13 protein-coding genes and 1 riboswitch are annotated in these 21,847 nt (G+C 69.3%); of the genes, 6 read left to right on the top strand and 7 right to left on the bottom strand.

Going from position 1 to position 21,847, the window contains the following annotated elements; translation table 11 throughout:
* The first annotated feature begins 24 nt into the window (after positions 1–24).
* Genes I5071_RS02470 through I5071_RS02455 form a run of 4 tightly spaced genes read left to right on the top strand, consistent with a single transcriptional unit; the run spans position 25 to position 6,446 of the window.
* Positions 25–1,347 carry a TolC family protein gene (locus I5071_RS02470; RefSeq protein ID WP_236520261.1) on the top strand — a complete coding sequence of 441 codons (1,323 nt, stop codon included), beginning with the start codon at positions 25–27 and terminating at the stop codon, positions 1,345–1,347.
* Positions 1,344–2,618 (top strand): efflux RND transporter periplasmic adaptor subunit, encoded by a 1,275-nt coding sequence (locus I5071_RS02465; RefSeq protein ID WP_236520260.1) that lies wholly within the window; start codon positions 1,344–1,346, stop codon positions 2,616–2,618. Before I5071_RS02470 ends, I5071_RS02465 begins: the two co-directional genes overlap by 4 nt.
* On the top strand, positions 2,615–6,094 hold the full coding sequence (locus I5071_RS02460) for an efflux RND transporter permease subunit (RefSeq protein ID WP_236520259.1): 3,480 nt from the start codon (positions 2,615–2,617) through the stop codon (positions 6,092–6,094). The genes I5071_RS02465 and I5071_RS02460 overlap by 4 nt, the downstream gene beginning before the upstream one ends.
* Positions 6,087–6,446: a cupredoxin domain-containing protein gene (locus I5071_RS02455; RefSeq protein ID WP_236520258.1), complete on the top strand. Its 360-nt coding sequence runs from the start codon at positions 6,087–6,089 to the stop codon at positions 6,444–6,446. Before I5071_RS02460 ends, I5071_RS02455 begins: the two co-directional genes overlap by 8 nt.
* Here the strand turns inward: I5071_RS02455 and I5071_RS02450 are convergent, their stop codons facing one another.
* From I5071_RS02450 to I5071_RS02435, 4 genes are read right to left on the bottom strand one after another with little or no spacing between them, the layout of a single operon-like run.
* The gene (locus I5071_RS02450) at positions 6,447–6,977 is read right to left on the bottom strand and encodes a histidine phosphatase family protein (protein ID WP_236520257.1); all 531 of its coding nucleotides are present in this window, start codon (positions 6,975–6,977) and stop codon (positions 6,447–6,449) included.
* Entirely contained in the window at positions 6,974–7,738 is a 765-nt protein-coding gene (locus I5071_RS02445; protein ID WP_236520256.1) for an adenosylcobinamide-GDP ribazoletransferase, read from the bottom strand. The genes I5071_RS02450 and I5071_RS02445 overlap by 4 nt, the downstream gene beginning before the upstream one ends.
* Positions 7,735–8,772, bottom strand: a complete 1,038-nt coding sequence (gene cobT, locus I5071_RS02440) for a nicotinate-nucleotide--dimethylbenzimidazole phosphoribosyltransferase (protein WP_268921206.1) — start codon at positions 8,770–8,772, stop codon at positions 7,735–7,737. Before cobT ends, I5071_RS02445 begins: the two co-directional genes overlap by 4 nt.
* Positions 8,769–9,533: an LIC_13355 family lipoprotein gene (locus I5071_RS02435; protein ID WP_236520254.1), complete on the bottom strand. Its 765-nt coding sequence runs from the start codon at positions 9,531–9,533 to the stop codon at positions 8,769–8,771. The genes cobT and I5071_RS02435 overlap by 4 nt, the downstream gene beginning before the upstream one ends.
* Before the next feature lie 74 nt (positions 9,534–9,607).
* A riboswitch (cobalamin riboswitch) is annotated at positions 9,608–9,814 on the bottom strand.
* A 44-nt stretch (positions 9,815–9,858) separates the two neighbouring features.
* Between I5071_RS02435 and I5071_RS02430 the strand changes: the two genes are divergently transcribed.
* Positions 9,859–10,536 (top strand): glycosyltransferase family 2 protein, encoded by a 678-nt coding sequence (locus I5071_RS02430; protein ID WP_236520253.1) that lies wholly within the window; start codon positions 9,859–9,861, stop codon positions 10,534–10,536.
* On the opposite strand, the gene I5071_RS02425 is transcribed toward I5071_RS02430, so the two are convergent.
* Positions 10,499–10,858, bottom strand: a complete 360-nt coding sequence (locus I5071_RS02425) for a rhodanese-like domain-containing protein (RefSeq protein WP_236520252.1) — start codon at positions 10,856–10,858, stop codon at positions 10,499–10,501. The two genes, I5071_RS02430 and I5071_RS02425, sit on opposite strands and share 38 nt — an antisense overlap.
* 172 nt (positions 10,859–11,030) lie before the next feature.
* Between I5071_RS02425 and I5071_RS02420 the strand changes: the two genes are divergently transcribed.
* Positions 11,031–11,630: a DUF6789 family protein gene (locus I5071_RS02420; RefSeq protein ID WP_236520251.1), complete on the top strand. Its 600-nt coding sequence runs from the start codon at positions 11,031–11,033 to the stop codon at positions 11,628–11,630.
* Between the two features lie 117 nt (positions 11,631–11,747).
* Here I5071_RS02420 and I5071_RS02415 read toward each other — a convergent pair whose 3' ends face one another.
* Both I5071_RS02415 and I5071_RS02410 read right to left on the bottom strand, forming a co-directional pair.
* Complete coding sequence (locus I5071_RS02415; protein WP_236520250.1) at positions 11,748–17,894, bottom strand: hypothetical protein; 6,147 nt, start codon at positions 17,892–17,894, stop codon at positions 11,748–11,750.
* A 1,498-nt stretch (positions 17,895–19,392) separates the two neighbouring features.
* Positions 19,393–20,712 (bottom strand): formylglycine-generating enzyme family protein, encoded by a 1,320-nt coding sequence (locus tag I5071_RS02410; RefSeq protein ID WP_236520249.1) that lies wholly within the window; start codon positions 20,710–20,712, stop codon positions 19,393–19,395.
* Positions 20,713–21,847: the final 1,135 nt, after the last annotated feature.

The raw sequence follows: 21,847 nt of genomic DNA, 5'->3' as shown, positions 1-21,847 counted from the left end.
TGGCTCCGTCGCGGAGGAAGTGCGTTGAAGGCTTGGTGGTGTTGTGGCGCGGCCGTGATGGCCGCGGGTTGTGTCTCGCAGACGACGTGGCGCGCGCTCGACGAGGTCGAGCGAGAGCTCGCGACCCAGGCGCACGAAGAGGAGACTGCGGAGACCGCGAGCGCGGGCTCCTGCGAGGAGATCGTGGCGCGCGTGGTCGCGTCGCATCCCTCGCTCGCGGCGCTGCGGGCGCGCACGCGGGCGTCGATCGCGGAGGCGCGCGCCGAGGGCGCGTTGCCGGCGCCCGAGCTGATGCTGGAGGTGTGGGACTTCCCGATCGGCGATCCCGAGCGCGCCGATCGCGAGGGCATGTACATGGCCGGGCTCTCGCAGGCGCTGCCGCCCGCAGGCGCGCTCGACGGTCGCGCGCGCGCCGCCGCGGAAGAAGCGCGCGAGGCGCTCGGCGAGTGGTCGGAGCGACGTCGCGAGCTCCGCGCCGAGGCCGCACACGCGTGCACCGACTGGGCGGAGGCGCGCGTGATCGACGCGCGTCTCGCAGCGGCCGAGGAGGTGCTCGCGCGCATGATCGAGGCGCTGCGCGCGAGGATGTCGACGAGCGACGATCCGCTCGCGGAGCTCGCGCGCGTCGAGGCGGAGCGCGCGCGGGTGCGGCGGATGCGCGCCGAGACCGAGACCTCGCGTGCGCGCGCCGAGGCGCGGCTCGCCGCGTGGATCGGAGAGAGCGCGATCACGATCGAAGGCGAGCCCACGCTGCGCGCGAGCGAGAGCACGCCCGATCGCGACGCGCTCTTCGAGCGCGCGATGCGTGCCCGAGGCGTGATCGAGAGCGCGCGAGCGAGCGCGCGGGCCGCGGCGGCGCGCGCCGATGCAGCGTCGGCCGAGGCGAACGTCCCGATGTTCCGCGTCTCGGCGACCTACATGCAGATGCCGCAGGCGCGTGCGGGGCTCGGCGCGTCGTTCTCGATGACGCTGCCCTGGCTGTGGAGCGGCGAGGGCGCGGCGCACGAGGCCGCGCGGGCGCGCGCGGAGGCCGCGCTCGAGGTGGTCGCGGCGACCGAGCGTGCGCTGCGCGGCGAGATCGCTGCCGCGATCGCGTCGCTCGAGACCGCACGGCGCGCGCTCGCGGCGATCGAGGGTGAAGAGCGACCGGCGGTCGAGCGAGCGCTCGGCGCGATCGCGGCGACGTACGCGAGCGGGCCCGGCGATCTCCTCGCGTGGATCGACGCGGTGCGCGCGCTGCGCGAGCTCGAGGTGGAGGACGCCCGGCTGCGCGCCGCGGCCGCGCACGCGTGGATCGATCTCGAGAGCGCGGTCGGCGGACCGATCGAGGCGGAGGTCGCGCGATGAGCGACACGACCCGTGAGATCCCGGGCCTGCGCGCGATGGCGATCGTGCGGTGGGTCCTGCTCGTCGCGATCGCCGCGCTCGCCGCGGGCACGTGGTGGACGTACGTGCTGCGCGACGAGCCGGTGAGCGAGGGCGAGGCGCGCTTCTACTGCCCGATGCACCCGCAGATCCGCTCGGCGACCCCGGGCACCTGCCCCATCTGTTACATGCGGCTCGAGCCGATCCCCGACGACACCGGCACGCACGAGCACGCGGATCACGAAGAAGCGCCGCCGCCGAGCGTCGAGCCCGTCGCGGTGATGCTCACGACCGAGCGCGTGCAGCGCGCGGGGATCGCGACCGAGGTCGTGCGCCGGGTGCCGCTCGAGCAGTCGGCGCGATGGGCCGCGGTGATCGAAGCGCGCGAGGGCGCGCGCGCCGAGGTGCGCGTCCGCACCGATGCGTTCGTCGAGCGGCTCGTGGTGCGCGAGCCCGGCGTGCGGGTGCGCGCCGGACAGGTGCTCGCGCACGTCTACGCGCCCGAGATCCTGCGCACGGCCGAAGAGCTGCGCGTCGCGCGGCGCTGGCCCGCGATCCCGGGCGCCGAGCACGCAGAGACGCCGCCGGTCGATGCCGCGCTGCGCGAGCGCTTGGCATTGCTCGGGGTCGCCGAGTCGGACATCGACACGCTGATCTCCGGGAGCACGAGGACGATCCCGCTGCGCGCGCCGATCGCCGGTCACGTCACCGCGATCACCGCGACGCGCGGCGGGTACGCGACCCCCGAGACGGCTCTCTTCGAGATCTCCGATCTCTCGCAGGTGCGCGTCGTCGCGTCGGCGAGCGCGAGCGAGCTCGACCTCCTCGAAGGCGAAGCACACTTCGTCTCGCGTGATGGGGGCGAGCCGGTCGCGCTCTCGCTCGAGCTGATCGAGCCGCGCGTCGAGACCGACACCCGCACCGCGCGCGTCCGCTTCCTGGCGCGCAACCCCGGCGTCGCGCTGCTCCCCGGCGCGATCGGCGAGGTGCGCATCGAGGGCACCACGCGCGAGCAGCTCGTCGTGTCTCGCGACGCGGTGATCGACACCGGCGAGTCCCGCTACGTGTTCGTCGCGCGCGACGGTGGGCTCTTCGAGCCGCGCCCGGTCGAGCTCGGCGCGCTCATCGGCGAGCACCGCGTCATCACGTCGGGGCTCGAGCCGGGCGAGCGCGTCGTCACGCGCGGCGCGTTCGTGCTCGACTCCGAGAGCCGCCTGCACGCGGCGCTCGCACCGAGCGAGGCGTCGGAATGATCGCGCGCATCATCGACGCCTGCGCGCACCACCGCGGGCTCGTGCTGCTCGCGGGCCTCGCGCTCGGCATCGCGGGGTGGGTCGCGATGCAGCGCGTCCCGCTCGACGCGATCCCCGATCTCTCCGATCCCCAGGTGATCGTCTTCAGCGAGTGGGAAGGACGCTCGCCCACGCTGATCGAGGACCAGATCACCTACCCGATCGTCACCGCGCTGCTCGGCGCGCCGCGCGTCGTCGAGGTGCGCGGCCAGAGCATGTTCGGGATGTCGTTCGTCTACGTCGTCTTCGAGGAGGGCACCGATCCCTACTGGGCTCGTTCGCGCGTGCTCGAGCAGCTCCAGAGCGCGAGCGCGCGACTGCCCGCGGGGGTCGCGCCGCGCCTCGGTCCCGACGCGAGCGGCATCGGATGGATCTACCAGTACGCGCTGGTCGACACCTCGGGCACCCACGATCTCGGCGAGCTGCGCACGCTGCAGGACTTCTCGATCCGCTACGCGCTCGCGAGCGTTCCCGGCGTGGCAGAGATCGCGACCGTCGGCGGTTTCTTGCCACAGTACCAAGTGACGCTCGACCCCGCGCGGCTCCGTGCGCACGGCATCGCGCTCGCCGACGTCGCCGACGCAATCCGCCGCAGCAACCAGGACGTCGGCGGGCGCCTGCTCGAGATGTCGGAGCGCGAGTACGTCGTGCGAGGGCGCGGCTACCTGCGCGGCAGCGAGGACATCGAGCGCGTCGTGGTGCGTCGCTCGGAGAGCGGCGCCGCGCTCACCGTCGGCGACCTCGGGAGCGTGCGGATCGGCGGCGATCTGCGTCGCGGCGCGGCCGACTGGAACGGCGAGGGCGAGGTCGTCTCGGGCATCGTCGTGATGCGCCAGGGCGAGAACGCGCTCGACGTGATCCGCCGCGTCGAGGCGCGCATCGACGAGCTCGCGCCCTCGCTGCCCGAAGGGGTCGAGCTGCGCCCGGTCTACGATCGATCGGCGCTGATCGAGCGCGCGATCGACACGCTGCGCCACGCGCTGACCGAGGAGATGATCGTCGTCGCGCTCGTCATCCTCCTCTTCCTGCTGCACGTGCGCTCGGCGCTGCTCCCGATCATCGCGCTGCCGCTCGCCGTGCTCATCGCGTTCATCCCGATGGCGCTCTTCGGCATGCCCGCGACGATCATGTCGCTCGGCGGCATCGCGATCGCGATCGGCGCGACCGTCGACGCCGAGATCGTGATGGTCGAGGCGGCGCACAAGAAGCTCGAGCACGCTCCCCCCGATCTCACACCCGCGCAGCGCCAGAAGCTGCTCGCCGAAGCCGCGCACGAGGTCACGCCCGCGATCTTCTTCTCGCTGCTGATCGTCGCGGTCTCGTTCATCCCGGTCTTCGGGCTCACCGGCCAAGCGGGCCGTCTCTTCCGCCCGCTCGCGTTCACCAAGACCTGCGTGATGCTCTCGGCCGCGCTGCTCTCGATCACCGTCGCGCCCGCGATGCGCGATCTGCTGATCCGCGGTCGCATCCGGAGTGAAGAGCATCATCCGGTCTCGCGTCTCGTGCGGCGCTTCTACGAGCCCTTCGTGCACGTCGCGCTGGAGAACCCGCGCACGACGCTGCTCATCGGGCTCTTCGCCGTGCTCTCCGCGCTGCCCCTCGTGCCGCGCCTCGGCAGCGAGTTCATGCCGCCGCTCGACGAGGGCGACCTGCTCTACATGCCGACGACGTTCCCCGGCATCTCGATCGAAGAAGCGCGACGGCAGATGCAGATCCAGGACGCGCTGCTCCGCGAATTCCCCGAGGTCGAGAACGTGCTCGGCAAGGTCGGTCGCGCCGACACGCCGACCGATCCCGCGCCGCTCTCGATGGCCGAGACCGTCGTGCAGCTGAAGCCGCGCAGCGAGTGGCGCACGCGCTACGAGCGACGCTGGTACCACGGCCGCACGCCCTCGTGGATGCGCCCCGCATTGAGCGCGATCTGGCCGGACTTCCGCACGATCACGCGCGACGAGCTCGTCGACGAGATGAACGCGCGGCTGCGTCTCGTCGGCTGGACCAACGCGTTCACCCAGCCGATCCGCAACCGCATCGACATGCTCGCGACCGGCATCCGCACGCCGGTCGGCATCAAGGTGCACGGCCGCGACCTGCTCGAGATCGAGCGCGCCGGGATCGCGATCGAGCGCGTGGTGCACGAGGTCCCCGGCACGCGCAGCGTGCTCTTCGAGCGCCAGCAGGGCGGCGTGTACCTCGACGTCGTGCCCGATCGCGACGCGCTCGCGCGCTACGGGCTGACCATCGAGGACGTGAACGAGGTCGTCGAGCGCGCCATCGGCGGCGACGAGATCACCACGACGATCGAAGGGCGCGCGCGCTTCGGCGTGAGCGTTCGCTACGCCGAGGACTTCCGCTCGAGCCCCGAGGCCATCGAGGACGCGCTCGTCCCCGTCGGCGAAGGACGACACGTCGCGCTGCGCGAGGTCGCGGACGTGCGCGTCGAAGCCGGTCCGCCGATGGTGCGCGACGAGAGCGGCATGCTCGTCGGGTACGTCTACGTCGACGTCGACGAAGATCGCGATCTCGGCAGCTACGTCGAGGACGCGCGCGCGGCGGTGGACGGTGCGATCGCACGTGGCGCGGTCGTGCTGCCCGAGGGCGGGCACCTGCGGTGGACCGGTCAGTACGAGCTGATGCTCGAGACCGAGGCGCGCATGAAGATCCTGATCCCGCTCGCGCTGCTCGCGGTGATCGTCCTGCTCTACCTGCAGTTCCGCGATCTCACCGAGGTGCTGATCGTGCTGCTGAGCGTGCCGTTCGCGCTCGTCGGCAGCGTGTGGGCGCTGTGGCTGCTCGACTATCACCTCTCGACGGCGGTCTGGGTCGGCGTGATCGCGTTGATCGGCCTCGCCGCGCAGACCGGCGTCGTGATGATCGTCTACATCGATCAGGCGTACGAGAAGCGCCTGCGCGAAGGACGCATCCGCACGCTCGCCGACATCGTCGACGCGCACGCCGAGGGCACGATCCAGCGCGTGCGCCCGAAGCTCATGACCGTCGGCACGATGCTCGTGGGTCTCGTGCCGCTGCTCTGGGCCGAGGGCTCGGGCGCCGACGTGATGAAGCGGATCGCCGCGCCGATGGTCGGCGGATTGATCACGAGCGCGTTCCTCACGCTCGAGCTCATCCCCGTCGTCTACACGTACTGGCGCAACGAGCAGCTCGCGCACCGACGCATCGGCGAGGTGGTGCCCGAGCTCCTGCTCGAGCTGCGGAAGATCATCGTGATCATCCAGGCGTCGGCGGCGCTGCTCGTCGCGTCGCTCGCGCTGCGTCTCTACGTCGACGGATACGATGCGGCGCTGACGACCGCGCACGTCGCGGGCGGCGCGGGCCTCGTCCTCGGCGCGATGGTGTATGCATGGGCGCGCCGCCGCGCGCTCGGTGTGATCTCGGGCCGCGAGCCCGCTGAGCTGGTAGGAGAGTCGAATGTCTGATGTTCGTCGTGTCTTCGTGGTGCTCGGAATCGCTCTGTCCGCCGCGTGCGGATCGGGCGGCGCGTCGACGCCGCCGAACCCCGATGGCCGCCCCGAGATCACGGTGCGCGTCGGGGCCGAGGGCTACGAGCCCGCCGAGGTGACCGCCGCTGCGGGCGCGCCGGTGCGGCTGGTGTTCACGCGCACGACCGACGAGGGCTGCGGTCAGCAGCTCGTCTTCCCGTCGCTCGACATTCGCCGTGATCTGCCGCTCAACGAGCCGGTCGCGGTCGATCTCACGATGCCCGCCGAGGGTCGCGTCCGCTTCACCTGCGGCATGGACATGTACGACGGAACGCTGGTCGCGCAGTGATCAGCCGCGGCGGTGCACGGCGTCGATCGCGAGGTGCGTGATCGCGAGCGACATCGCGTCCGGCCACGCGATGCCGTCCACGATCACGCGCAGCGCACGCGCGACGCCGGCGTGCGCGACCAGCAGCGCGTCGTGATCGAGCTCGCCCCACCACGTGCGCACTCTCGCTTCCACGTCGCGCGCGCTCTCGCCGCCCGGCGCACCTTCGTGCTCCCAGGCGCGCATCCAGCGCGCGAGCGCGAGGGGCTCGATCTCGTCCCACGCGCGTCCCTCGAACGCGCCGTGATCGATCTCGAAGAGGCGCGCGTCGATCCGATGCGGGACCCGGAGCGCACGCGCGACGAGCGCCGCGGGCGCTGCGCAACGCGAGAGCGACGACGACCACACGACCCGCACCGGGTGCTCGGCGACGTGCCCGAGGATCACGCGCCCCGCTTCCTCGTGCGGCGTCTCGACGTCCACGTCGGTGCGCCCGACGCAGCGACCGGGCGCGTGCGTCTTCGCGTGCCGGATCACGACGAGCGAGCTCATGCTGCCGTCATCGCGAGCGCGAGCAGCACCACACACTCACCGACCTGCTCGGTCGCGCCGAGGAAGTCGCCGGTGATCCCGCCCGCACGGACCACGAATCGCCAGGTGCAGATCGCCGCCGCGACCGCGAGCGCGACCAGCATCACGACGACGCGCGTCACGCTCAACCCGCCCCACGTCATCGCGATCGCGATCACCGCGCTCGTCAGGATCGTCGCGACCCAAGCCTGACGCGCTCCACCCCGCGTGAGGTGGCGGCTCTTGCTGTGCTCGTCGTTCGTCACGTAGGGCAGCGCCGCCATCATCCACACCGGCGGCGTCCGCGCGATGCATGCCGAGAGCACACAAGCGATCAGCGCCTCGCTCTCGAGCCGCGCGAGCAGCGCCACGCGCAGCGCGAGCACCACGAAGAGCGCCGCTGCGCCGAAGCTCCCGACGCGGCTGTCCTTGAGGATCACGAAGAGCTTCTCGCGATCGTACGCACCGCCGAGCGCATCCGCGGTGTCGGCGAGCCCGTCCTCGTGGAACGCGCCGGTGAGCATCATCGAGAGCGCCACGCAGCAGATCGCCGCGGCCATCGCCCCCGCGGGGAGCAGCGCGATCATCACGATCCCCGCGATCGCACCGAGCACCGCGCCGACGAACGGGAAGTAGGCGCCCGCCCAGCGGAAGTCGTCCTTCGTGTACGGAAAGCCTCCCACCGGGATGCGCGTGAGGAACACGAACGCGGCGCGTGCGCCGCGAATCCACGGCACGTTCATTCGCGATCCGGCACCGCCGCCTCCGCGAACGTCGCCATGCCCTCGTGCAGCGCGCACGCGAGATCGAGCAGCGGCAGCGCAGCGAGCGCGCCGCTCGCCTCACCGAGCCGCATCCCGAGATCGAGCAGCGGTCGCGCGCCGAGCTGCTCGAGGACCATGCGATGCGCCGGCTCCGCCGAGCAGTGCCCGAACACGACGCGCGCGCCGAGATCGGGCACCGCACGCGAGAGCGCGAGCATCGATGCCGCGACCACGTACCCATCGGCGAGCACCACCGCGCGACGCTGCATCGCCGCGTGCGCCGCGGCCGCCATCGCGAGCAGATCCCGACCACCGACCCGCGCGAGCACCGACCACGGATCGCGATCACTGCCCAACGCCGCGACCGCATCGCGCACCACCGCGCGCTTGCGGACGATCCCTTCGTCGTCGAGCCCGGTGCCCGGCCCCACCGTGCGCTCGGGCGGGAGATCGAGCAGCGCCGAGACCACCGCCGCAGCCGCGGTGGTGTTGCCGATCCCGATCTCGCCGAGCACCAGCACCGCGAGCTCGTCGATCGCGTTCACTGCATCCGTCGCAGCACGACGAACACGCACCGCATCGTCGGGCGAGACCGCGCGCGCCTCGCGCAGATCGCCGAGCGCCTCGTCCGCGACCTCGTCGCGGAGCACTCGACGTCCTTCGCGCTGCGGCGGAACACGCGGGGCCGCGACACCGACGTCGAGCACGACGAGCGGCACGCCGAGCGACGCGCACATCACGCTCGCCGCCGCGCCACCCCGCGCGAGGTTGTCGATCATCGCGCGCGTCACCTCGGCCGGGTACGCCGAGACGCCGTGCTTCGTGACCGCGTGATCACTCGCCGCGATCAGGGCCGTCGCAGGCCGACTGCGCGGCCGGGCGCGCCCTTGGATCGCCGCCATCTTCGCGACGACGTCCTCGAGCGCGCCGAGGCTCCCGCGCGGCTTGGTCAAGTCTGCTTGACGATCTCGCGCGCGCGACGCGGCATCGTGATCGAGCACCGGAAGCGTCATCGCATCACCACGTAGCGCGCGTACACACCGTCGATGTCCGAGCCGTTGCTCGTCGGATCGCGCGGATAGTTGCGGTCGGTCTCGGGGTTCACGCGCATCGCCGCGCTCTCGAGGCGCACGTAGCGCGCACCCTCGCGACGGATCGCGGCTCCCTCGCCTTCGTCGGGCAGCGACGAGAGATCGAATGCGTCGCCGCCGGCAGCGATGGGATCGAAGGGATCCACGTCGTTGGTCTCGACGTTCAGCAGCACCGGCGTGATCCCCGCGAAGCCGATCCAGTCCTCGGGCGCGATCGAGTACATCGTCGGATCGTCGGCCGCGTACTCGTGCGGAAGATCGACCCACGTCTCTCCGTCGCGCGACACCGACACGATGATCGGATCCATGAAGTTCCCGCTCGCGCCCGCGGAGCGGAACCCGTTCTCGAAGACGACGAGATCCGCGCCCGGCCCATCGGCGATCACCGCGCCGCTCCAACCGAGCACGAGGTGCGTGCGCGTCGTGTAGTCGAGCGAGTAGACGTCGAACGAGCCCTGGGTCGGCCCGCCCCCGCGCACGCCGTTGATCGCGTTGTTCGGATCGCCGAAGCCCTCGCCGGTGGCGCCGGGCGCGTCGACGATCTCGTCCGCGAGCACCGGCTCCTCGGGAAGTGGCACCGCCGCATCGGCGATCTCCCCCGCATCGACGTTCTGCGTCGCGGGCTCGCCGCACCCGACGAGCAACACCAACGCGATGCCCCACGCACTCCGCTGCTGACCCACGAGTCCCTCGCCGCATCCCGCGGTTCCGGCCCTGTCCGCGCGCCGTCCCTCGAGACGCGTGGACCGCCCGCGCATCGGGCGCGGGCACCTTCGGCAGGTCTTCGGGCTCGCAGGCGCGGCTCCTCGTGAGCCACCTACTGATCGTGCCTTCCCGCGTGTTCGCACGCAGTGGTCGCCACGACGTTCGTTCCTGCACACCGCTGCGGGGCAGCGCCGGAATCGCACCGGCTTCCCTCGAGGCGAGCGCTCGCGACGCCCGCACCGAAAGCAGCGCGGAGCCTGTCCAGCGAGAGCACCCGCGTCAACCGGGCGCTACGGTGCGCCCGTGATCGTCGACGTCGTCATCCCCGCGCTCGACGAAGAGCGCGCGCTGCCGCTGGTGCTCGCGGAGATCCCGCGCGAGGTCGTGAGACGCGTCGTCGTCTGCGACAACGGCTCGCGTGATCGAACGGCGGAGGTCGCGCGAGAGAGTGGCGCGATCGTGGTGCACGAGCCGCGACGCGGATACGGCTCGGCGTGTCTGCGTGCGCTGAGAGAGCTCGAAGCGGAGCCGCCGGACGTCGTGGTGTTCCTCGACGGAGATCGCAGCGATCATCCGCAGGAGATCACGCGGTTGCTGCAGGCGATCACGGAAGGCGCCGATCTCGTCATCGGCTCACGCGTGCTGGGAGAGCGCGAGCGCGGCTCGCTCACGCCACAACAGATCGCGGGCAACGCGGTCGCGTGCATCGCGCTGCGTCTGCTCTACGGCGCGCGGTACACGGATCTCGGTCCGTTCCGCGCGATTCGCTGGAGCGCACTGCAGAAGCTCGAGATGGCCGATCCCGACTACGGCTGGACCGTCGAGATGCAGATCAAAGCCGCGCGACGCGGACTGCCACACGCCGAAGTGCCAGTGTCCTATCGACGTCGCGTCGGAGTCTCGAAAGTCAGCGGCACGATCCGAGGCACGGTGATGGCGTCGGTCACCATTCTCCGCTGGCTCGCGCGACACGCGCACTGAGCAGCATCCCCCAGAGCGAGTCGTACCGATGCACCTCGTTCGTGCGCGCACCGTCGCGCACGAGCGGGCGCGACTCGTTCGCCCACGCGAAGATCCCGCCGCGCAGGTTCCGCGCGTTCGGAAATCGTTCGGCAATCACCGCGCTGCGCGCCCCGACCGAGCAGTACACGACGACATCGCGATCGCTCGGCAGCGCTCCCATCCGACGCGCCCCGGGAATCGTGCTCACCGCGATCTCGTCCTCGCTGCGCACGTCGATCACGAGCGGCGGAGATTCCGATTCGAGCTCACGCGCGAGCTCCTCGGTCGAGATCCATTGCACGCCGGGTGTCTCCACACGAGCAGCGCATGCACCACGTCGAGCCCGACGACGGGGACCAACGCCACACCCGCCGCGACCATCGCGACGAGCACGACGACGGAGATCGCGACGCGCCGAGCCATCGCGCCGAGGATGCGCCCCGGGCACACGCTTCGCACGCGCTGAGCGCGCCATGTCGAGCCCTCTCGGATCTCTGGTGCGCGGCGTGGCCGCCGGCATCATCGGCAGCGCCGCACAGGACGTCTTCTTCGCGCTCACCTCGCGCGTCGCGCCCAAGCCGCCCGAGGACGCGTTCGTCCCGCCCGAGCCCGAGCAGCTCGAAGAGAGCGCGCCCGAGACGGTCGCGCGACGCGCCGCCGCGTTGATGCAGCGTCCGCTGCCGGTCGACAAAGCACGCGCAGGTCACGCGGTGCACTACGCGTTCGGCGGCGCGTGGGGCGCGGCCTACGGCGCAACAGCGGCGATGGTCCCGAAGGTCGCGGGTCCCCTGGGTGGAGCCGCGTTCGGTGCGCTGGTGTGGGTCGCGAGCAACGACCTGCTGCTCCCCGCGTTCAGGCTCGCGGCCTGGCCGATCCACTACCCGGTGCGCTCGCACCTCTACGCGATCGCGGCGCACGTGGCGTACGGCGCCGCGATGGGAATCGCGATCCAGAAGCTGACGCCGAAGAAGCCGGCACCGAGCTTGATCGTTCACACGTCCGAGCGAGCGCCCGAGCCGGTGCACATGCGGGCGCACGCGCCCGACATGCTGGAGGCGGGCGCAGGGATCTGACTCGGCCTCTCGCGAACTCTGCCCGAGAGCGCGACGGTCGGTTCTGTCACCGTGGCGCGCGAGGCCCGATGGTTCACCTCGCGCGCCACCAGTTGGTGCGCCTGGGCGGTCCAGTCCTTACAATCCTCTAGTCCAATAGTAGTAGTCCAGCTTGATCTGTACGTCTTCGAGGCGTTCGAAATCGATGCCTTCGGCTTCCCAGATGCGCAGGACGTAGGTGCCGTCGAGCGGACGCCCGCGGAACTCATGGTGAGTGACCGAGTCGATGAGCGCGCGATCGGCCGACGAAAGCGGTATCGACAGATACCTCTCTGCGGCGAGGCCTTGACCGTGCTCGACTCGAGCAGCGAAGAGCGGCGCTTCGTACGTATGCCCCCAATGGTTTCGGACCTCGTACGGGCCGACATGCGTCAGGCTGAACGGAATCACGCCGGTGCCGTAGCACGCAGTCGGCGTGTCCGACCTCGAGCAATCCCGAAGTCCAGTTCCGACGAAGTTGATTGCCAGACTGTCCATCCGATAGTTGAAGTTGCCTACGGCGAACGAACCGTTTCGGAAGACATCACTCTGCTCGATCAACTGCTGGGACAGCGTGAACTGCGTTTCCCAATAGCAATGCTCTGCCGTGTCGTCTGCAGAGCAACCCCGCGCGAAGCCATCCGCGCAGAGGCGTTCGCAGCCGCGCCTCCACCCTTCGGCACGGAAGACTCTGCCATCCGTATCCTCACATGCTCGCAGCGTCGACGCGAGCGTGTCCCCCCTCGTGCCAACGTAGGGCGACGGTTCCGGCGGAGGGGCGGACCGAGAGCTGATGTCGAAGTCGATCGCGTGACTGACGTCCTCGAGCATAAGACCGGCGACGTCCACGGCTCCAATCGCCTCGTGCCCGCCGTCGACATTCCGCGACGCGATGGACACCACAACGCTCGCAGGACTCACCCCTGCGACTTCGAGGAGGCGCCAGAACCTTCGCCAGCCCGACGGCAGAGCGCGGGACGACACGGGCCCGAACGCGACGGCCCCCGACAGCGACCGAGTCCGGTCCAGCGCAGCCTCTGCGTCTACCTCCGAGGGCGCGCCGACAGGTCGGCCGTACCAGGAGATACGGTATCGACCCGGCTCCAGCGTCACGAGCTGCCGCCACTCCGTGGCGGCAGTGGTGTCGCATCCCGGCTGCGAGCAGACACACGACGACGCTGTACACGCAGCGGCACACTGGCCCGCTTCGTCGCAAACCTGCCCGCCGTACGGCCCGAACGCGACACGGAACGCGGGGGGCCGACCGAAACCGACCACTCCGCCGTCCGCGGCGTCGTCATCGAGCCTCGTCACCGCGACGCATGCACCACCGGCGTCGTTGCAGCCCACAGCTTCCCATCCACCGCTACCAGAAGGCGCCTCGCTCGCGAGCTCGTCCGTTCGGTACAGGAGGTTCACTCCGGGTTCATCGGGCTCGCAGACGGCTCTCACGTTCTGCACGTGATCGCGGAGCGAAAACACTGTCGTCGACGCACCGGGTCGGAACGGATATCGATTCGCGTAGGCCGTGAACACCAGCTCGAGGCGATCGACGTAGTCTCCGATGAAGCCGTTGCTCAACGAGATCGACGCGTCGAGCGTGCCGCGCGGAAGATCCGTGGTGTCTCGGAGTCGCCGGTAGTCGATACCGTCCAAAGTACATAGGTCGCCAACCCAATCCGCCGGCGCGCTGACGATTCCGAGGTCGTCGTGCATCGTGCCCAGATCGGCGCCGAGACGCTGCTCGATCGCGCGCCGAGCAAGGAACGCAAGACGCATCGCGCGTTCGCGGGCGCGCTCATAGCGGATTCGTCGCGCGTCGTAGCGGACGCGCATGAACGAGTTCACGTAGTAAGCACGGCGCGCACCGTCACCACTGAGAAAGAGTGCGTTCGCCAGCGCGGCCCGACCACTCTGACGCAGACTCTCCAGGCTTGCCAGAGCAGCGTCGATGTTCTCCAGAGCGACCGACAGCCGGCTCGCGAGCCCACGCAGCGCCTCGGAGCGGAGGGAGAAGGCGCGCCGAAGATCGACGATGGTCGACCGTGCAGATCCCTCTGCGGATTCTTCGGTAATCTCCTGGATCCGTCCGGCATATTGAATCTGCGAGAACGCGTTCGCACACACCAGTTGCGCTGCGATCGCGCCTCCGGCTGCGGCGGTCGGGTCCGAGGTGAGCGCACCGGCATAGGCCGTTCCGCACCTGGTCACCTGGTCTGAGAGCGAGCTGAGGAACTCGACCTCCGCGCTCTCTTGGGTCAGCCTTGCACGCGCGAGCTCCTCCTGCGCGGTTTCGATGTCAAAACCCATCTGCGCAACCTCGGACGCAATGAGCCCCGGTACACTCGCCAACTCCGCGAGCGCACCACGCAATCGCGACAGCTCCTCGCCGTACCTGCCACCCACCGCCGGAAAGCTGCCGACGCTGGACTGCTCGCGCAGGGCGTCGACTGCTCGGCGCGGCATACGCGCCATCACCGTCAGAGCAGCGGTGCGTTCCATCTCTCTCGCGATGCAGCCAACGAAGGCTCCGGCGACCGGGAGGTCCGCAGCCTCGCGAATGGCCGGAGGATGGTCGAAATCGCACCCCGCAGCACGCGAACTCCCTGCCTCACAAAGGAGCTCGACGGCGTCGAGGAAGTCGTTACCAGTGAAACCCTCGCGGGCGATCCACGCGCCGTTCCCAGCCGGGCCGAGCGCCATCCATCGGTGACGAGCGAGAAGCTTCTCGTCCTCCAGGTAGGTCGGGTTCTGGGAGTGATCGTCGAGGGTATTTTCGACGTAGCGTGAGAGTCTAAAGCACGTGTCGACCTCATCCTCGGTGAGGGAAGGAGCCGTAACGCAGTACTCGCATTCGGAACGGTTGCCCCGGTCGGAGCCCGTGAGGCACGACGCCGTCACCGGCGGCGCTAGTGTTGTCGGAAGCACAAGGATGCTCTCGGGTGCGTCCAGCGCCCCGACCAGCGCGCGTGCGAGAGAGTCTCGCCAGAACTCGGCGACCTGCGGTTGAGCACTCCGTTCAGTCGGCGTACTCGGCACATCGTAGAACGCGACAGGATCTCGACAGTCGACGCGATCACCCATCGGGACCAAAACACCACCGACGCGGCTACGCCACAAAGGCGATGCGGAACCACCATTGCAGTATGCGTAGACGCGATAGTCCAAACCGTCGAAGGCAGCAGGCACGAACGGCACTGCGAACGAGATCTCGTAAGGGTCGTCACCACCCGTGCCGAAATAGAACTGGCCGTCGCCGATGGAAGGGCTGGTCCGCAGCAGCGCGCCTCGGCTCTCCAGAACGTGCGTCACACGCCCTCCGAACGCGTACTGCGTGCCCTGGTCGGCATCGAAGCGCGGATACGACGGCAATCGAAACCCGGACATGTCATTGCCGGTGAGAAGGCGCGCGAGAATTGCCGCCCGAGCGAGTCGGTCGTTGTAACTCGCCCGCTGCTGCCCGTCCGCACACTCCACTGTGTCGCAGAAGAGCCCGTGCCCAGCGCCCTCACATCCGGCAGGCTCGGTCGTGTGCGGAGCGCACGGCCACATCTCGGGCTCGGGCACGCCCTCGACGAAATCTCCAGTTGTCATGCGCGGCTCGCCGCCCACGCTCAGCGTGCTGAAGTCGCGCGGCTGCGCGCGCCAAGACACGCTCGCCCCGATGGCCTGGAGAGCGTTGGGCGCCTTGAAGAACCCCGAGAACAGGATCTCGTAGAGTGCGCGCGTTCGCTCGGCACCGGCCGCACTAGACCGGAACGCTCGTATCGCGGCGCAGGGCGGCACCCCACCAGCGCGCGTGGATTCTTCGGCATCCGGTGCCGCGAACCCGAGCAGATTGTCACCCTCGATGAGGAGCGGCGTGTAGAGAGCGGGATCCGGAACGGGGCATCGTTGAGCCAGCGTCCCGGTGGTTCCCGGCGGGGCCGGTATCGGCTCGAAAGGACATCCAAGAGGTCCGCGCGGACCGGCGCAGACCGCGTTCGGGTTCCCGATCTCGTGCCAGACGCACACCGGGTGATCCCCCACGGCGACCAGATCGACCACCTCGGAAGGGGCGAGGCACGCAGCGAGACGCTGGAACTCGGGTTCCGGGCGCCGGCCCACCAGATCGACGAGATCTCGGACGCACGTGCGATCCTCGCAGACGTAACCTTCCGGACAGCCGGTACCATCCGGGCACGCGGTCGGGGATCGGAGCTCCGAGACGTCGATCTCGGCGAGGGGATCGATATCGACGTTCGCTCCGCAGATCTCCCTGAGCGCTTGAGTCGCGAGCTCGGCGCGCTGATCGATGCTGAGCCCATCCTCGAGAACAGCTTCGCCGAGTAGGTCGGCCTCGTTCGCCGCGCTACGCGCGAGCTCGAGGTAGTGCCGCCACGAGCTTTCGCGGGGGTCGCCGTCAGCCGACAGATCGTCTTCGAGCGCGATCATTTCGTCTGTGGCAATGCCCGTGCAGGTCACCTGGGCACGATCACACGATCGAGAGTTCGGAGAGAACAGATCTCCCAGTCGCCGCTCGGCCTCGGGGACGATGGGGGAATTGACACGCTGCTCGAGTGACACCCATGCCGCGGGTGCGGCTCGCCCGAATAGCGGCTCGTACTGGCCGGGAACGTTGGGGATCCCACCTGCGCGAAGCCGGACGAGGTAGACCGTCTGCCAATCGGAGGCAGGCACGGTAGGAAACACCACCCTCACAGGAAGACTCGCGATGGTGGCTTCCGTGTCTCTCACCTGCTCTTCTGGGCTCACGACATCATCGTCCGGCCACGTGCACCGCACAGATTCGACATCTCCGCGCGTCAGACACGCGAGCGCCGATTCGCCGCTGACCAGGAGGAGATCGTCCAGCTCGATCAGCTCGGTCGGAAGGTAGAGGGTCGCCTGCGTCTGATCGAGCGTCGTCGCGGCGCGGAGCTCGAGCTGTCCGAAATAGACATCCTCGAGCTCGGCGAGCAACACAGACAGCGGTCGGGCTACTTCCGGGTCAGCAAGCGCTTGCGCAGGCAGATACCGAAGCCTGTACGGGATGAGCTTCGCGAGCTGGTCGACGATCCCCGCCCAGCCCCAGTTCAGCACACCGATTCCAGAGATCCCCCGCGGGGCGATCGTCGCCTCGCCCGCCGGCGAAATCGCACGCCGGGCCGCCATGCTGTGAAACGAGAACGGCAGCGGCGTCGGAGCGTTTCCGACGGCAGCGAACCATGCGTCGTCATCCGCCGCAGTAATAGACGTATCCCGATGGAACACGCGCAGCTCGTGCTGCAGATACTGCCGCGCGACGTCGAGGTCGCCGAGGGTGACGCCCCAAACGTCGAGGACTTGCTGCCCTGTGAGTGGGTCGGGATCCGTCTCGTCCGGCCACGTGGTCGACAGCTGCGGCCGATGCCAGACAGCCGCGAGTCTGTTTCGCAGACTTCCAGGGAAGTTCCCGAGAGCGACATACTCCGTGTCGCCGCCCGACGCCTGAACGAGGCTCGGGTTCAAGCCGGCCTGTCGGAACAGGTCGAGCGCGACCGAGGCGGCACCTGCCGGCGGCTCACCCGCGCAGAAAGACAGCTCCTCGGGGGAAGTCGACAGCGGCGCGAGAAGCGGCCCCACGAAGCTCGTGGCGGACATCGCTCGGAAGAAAGCCTCATCAAGCTCGTGTGGCACGGTGATCAGCGGCCACTGTTCGGACGATGCTTCGGCGACAGCAAGGAAGTCACTCGACGCTGCGTCGGTCGCGTCACTGAAGACGTGATATGCCTCGACCAGCACGTGGGCCAGTCCGGCGCGTACCGTCATTTCCTGGCCGACCGGTCCGTACAGCAGCTGCGAGCTCTGTAGTGTACACTGCGCGGTCTCCAACCAGCTCAATCCGACGTCCGCATGCGAAGCTGCATTCGATGCGTTGTACTGGGCGAACCATGCGAGCACCGCGTTGGTGCCCACCGTCTGCTGTGGGACCGAGTATGTCGTCAGTGCAACGCCAGCATCGGCGGCGCCAGCATCGACGACGCCCGCCTCGGGTCCCGCGCTGGAACGGGGCGGAGGGAGTCTGAGACGAAGCTCGGCGTGCAAGCCCCGGATCTCGAGAAGGGTGTTGGCCTGACAGAGCTGAATCTCGGCCTCGCACAGCGTTCCGACGCATTGTGCGCTGGACGCGAGAGTGCACGCGTTCGCGCCGGGCGCTTGCGAGCGGAGGCTATGACTGCAGTGCTGACGCAGCCCCTCCCAGAACTCCTCCTCGCTGTAGACCACTTCAGCCCCGGACGCGTCGAGGAGCCGAATGTTCTGCCGAAGCGAGAACCGCTCGTCAGGCTCCCCCTCTCTCAGCTCGCCAGGCGATGGACTCGCACACGACAGAAGCGCTGTGGCGAGTCCGGACAGAAGCAGATTTGAGCGCGTCTTAGCCATTAACTTTCCCTACGCCACCCGAGATCTGAGACGGAAGACAGCAATCAGCATCGCCACGCAGAGCCAACACCACTCCGGCGGCCGGGTCGCAGAGACTGAGGCCGTGCAGTGCGGCGACGGGCGTGGAACAGCGCAGACTGCACGCCCTTGGACGAGCTCACACGAGAAGTCCGGGGGGCAATGCGCACCACATTCTCGAGTGCACACGCCGGCTCCTTCGCGAACCAAGCAGAGACGACTGAGGCAGTCATTTCCAATGCTGCAGCTCGCGCCAAGCGGCCCACGAACGAGCGCGCATTCACGCGCCGCCTCGTCGCATGATCCCGAATCGCATCCAGTCGCGTCGGAGCAGTGCGTCGTGCACGCGCCGTCCAATCCACAGACTGCACTCGCGCACTCGTCGCCAGTGAGGCACGGGTCTCCGACGAGAGCTGCACCGTACGTGCGACATTGTCCGTCCACGCAGATCGAGCCCGCGGCACAATCGCGATCGGTCGCACACACAGGGGCACCGCATCCAGGCTCGACGCAGAGCTCGCAGACGCCACGAATGCAGACGGAGCCCTCGTCGCAGCGAACTGCAGCGCATGGGTCGACACAGCTACCGTACTCGCAGACCTGGCCAGGCGAACACGTCACGCCGTCGCAACTTCGCGGTGGGTAGAGGCTACAGAACCCCGCGACGTCGTCTGCACCGAGCTCCACGCGTGCCTGATACAGCGGATGCATCAGCGCACCGGTGTGGCTGGCAGTGCAGATCGGTGCGCCTCCGGCAGCTGCCGGCTCGCATGGGTGCAGCAGTCCGAGTGCGTGCCCCGCTTCATGCGCAAGAGCCGCAGCGAGCGAACGTGTTCCGGGCACGGAGCCGTCGTAGGACCAACGGTACGACTCGGCGTTGACGAGGATATCGGCTTCGACGATCTCCCATCGGCCACTTACCCTGGCGTAGCTGATTTCCGTCGTTGCGGCGGCATCCCGATCCAATCCGCGCAGAGTCCAATCGCTCGCGACCCACTCGATCGTGTTGTAACCATCGCCGAGTCGCGCTGCGGTGGGGGCGCTCCCGGCATATCGCACGTGCGGGCCGGAGCAATTCGAGCCCTCCCAGATCCCGAACGAGCTCGCCAGCAATCGCCGGACGTCGTCGGTCGTCAAAGCTCCGAACCGCTGCTCGACCACGAGTGGGATCGTGGCTGGCGCCCACGCGGCGGGCTCATCGATTTCCGCCAGGTCGGCCGACGTTCGATAGGCGGCGGCGGGCGAGACGAAGGTCAATGGCCCCGCGAGCGCGACTGCGGCCGCCACGAGGATCGCGCGATAGCGCGAATGCCGATCAGGCACGTCAATACGCACAGCGGATCCCTGCCCAAGACTCGAAAGAGAACTGCCGTACGAGTGCCGAACGAGTGGTCGTCGAGCCGCGGTCCCACGTGAAACCGCGGAGCGTCCGAACGTCGCCGAGCTCATCAGCGATTGGGTCGACCTGACCGTCAGAGATCCAGCGATACCCTCGCGGCGTGTACTCGGACGAAGTGCGCTCGCGCAGCGAGCCCAGCATTCGCACGCCGAACGGCGACACGGCCATCGGGAAGGTGGATGCATCGGCCGCGAAGCGGAGGCCCGGACACTCGGGTCCCGGATGTGCACTGCAGGCAGCGCTGGGTTCGGCGCCCCAGGAGTGCTGACGACGGTCTGGGTGCGGGCCTCGTGCGGCCTTCTCCCACTGGAACTCGGTCACGACCTCGCCGCCGTCCCACCGACAGAACGCAGCCTCGGCGCCTTCCGGCACGTGTCGGACGACGTCGCCAGGCGCGAGGGCGTCGTACTCGGAGGCGCTTGCCGCAACCGGAGCCGGACAGATTCCGGCCGCGCGGCACAGCTCGTAGCGCGCCTTGGTGACCGGGTAGCGATCGATGTAGAACTCGGACAGAACGACCGTGGTCTCCGGCGACTCCGGCGAACCGAGTGGACCTGCGTGGACCCCGAGCACGAAAGGCCCCGCCGGGACACATACCGGGTCCGCCCCACTCAGGCTCGTGTGCGGAGCTCGCTCGCAGCGGAACGCGCAGTCGCCGGCGCTCTCCCAGCCGCACGCGAGTGTGCAGCTCTCGATCCGCGTCATGCCTGCTGGGCACTCGCCATCGATCTCGCGCGTCTCGCCCGGCTCGCATTCACCGGAGGGCGCGACGACGACCCAATCGCCCCACGAGCACGTCGCGTCGCAAGCTCGGCGGCTCTCACCGCAGCGACTCCGGTCCGTCTCAGTCTGTCCTTCGCTGCATTCGCCCTCGTTCAGACACTCGCCCAGCACCGACCAGCGCCGATCCTCTCCGCAGGTCTGCGCTGCGACGCCGCAGCGGCCGCAACCAACATTCCTGCTCGTGCCCGGGCTTGCGCACTCGCAGTCGGTCTCCGCGTCGCACGCCGTCCAGGCGCCGTCATGGCAGCGCTCGGTGCCGACGCCGCAGGTGCTCGTGCACTCGCGTGTTGCGACGCTCCCGACGAGAGGGTCGCCATCATCGCAATCGACGGCGCGATCGACACCGTCCGAGTCCGAGTCGAGCCGCTCGGGGCCGACATCGCGCTCTCCGGGGCGGCCTGCGTCTGGCCCGAACATATGGTGCTCGCCGCAGCCGACTGTGCCGAGGACAGCGATCGCCAAGAACGGTAGTAGCTGAGCGCGCATCCGATCGTCCGTTATCGTGCGGGGCATGGGGCTCGCGATCACCCCCCGCGTGGGGGGAATCGGGGGTGGTCTCTTAGTTGGCCACGCGGCATCGCGCGCCTCGCCGGCGCTCCACGCGGTCGATGCGCGCCGGGCATGACCACGCCGACCTGGGGCGAGCCCGCCAGCAGCCTCTGCGGAACATCGGGAACATCGGATGCATCACGATCGCGACAAGAGTGGGCGCCGCGGTCGACCGCCACGGCGCCGAGGACAACGCCCGCGCGACGCGTGCGTCGGCCGCCCTCTCCGATATCGATGGCGCCCGACGGCCGCGCGCATGAGGCGTCCGCCGGTGCACGCGCTCGAGGCGATGCGCACGAGCCGGTCTCGTGGGGATCGACGTCGTCTGGGTGCCGCTCGGACGGCCAACGCGACGGGAGACGCGATCGCTCAGCGCGGCGCGACCCCTCGCTCGTCCACATGCGGCGCCACGGCTGTCAGGCCGCGGCGTTGATCTCGACTTGCACGAGCCTTCGACGCGCGGCCCAGAGCGTCCCACACGACGAGCTCACTCACTCGTCGCGCCCGTACTTGAAATCCACCTCGGGCAACCTGAAATCGCCCGAGGACAACCGCGATTGCCAATCCCTGGACTCAAAATCCAGGATCGACGACTCCGCTCGTCTCTCCGCGCCGTGAAATCGCCGCGCGACGATCGCGATCGTCCTCGCGCGATTTCACCGCGTTCTTCGACGACCCAAGTCGGCCCGGCGCGTCTCCACGGTCGCTCGAGGCAATTTCGCCGACCCAGGCAACGCCTCCCGGCCGCGCGCGATGAGCCTGGCACTTCGGCGACATCACCTCGCCGAGACGGGAGGTTCGTCGTGCCCGATCCGATTCTCAATCCCGAGCCCGCCGTCCCGCCGACGCCGTCGGCCGAGCCGAGCCCGCTCGTGTCGTCTACGCGTGCTTGCAGGCCGAGATCGAGCTGACCAACGCCGAGAGCGGCACCGCGTTGGCCGAGCGCGCGACGCGCGTGACCGAGCTCCACCGCTACCTGATCAACGAGCTCGAGAGCCTCGCGTTCCGCAAGCTGCTCGCGCGCTCGCGCATCGATCCCGGCCGGCCC

Origin of the sequence: Sandaracinus amylolyticus (assembly GCF_021631985.1) — a bacterium.
GTDB classification, from domain to species: domain Bacteria; phylum Myxococcota_A; class Polyangia; order Polyangiales; family Sandaracinaceae; genus Sandaracinus; species Sandaracinus amylolyticus_A.
This window is presented reverse-complemented; position numbering and strand designations above follow the sequence as displayed.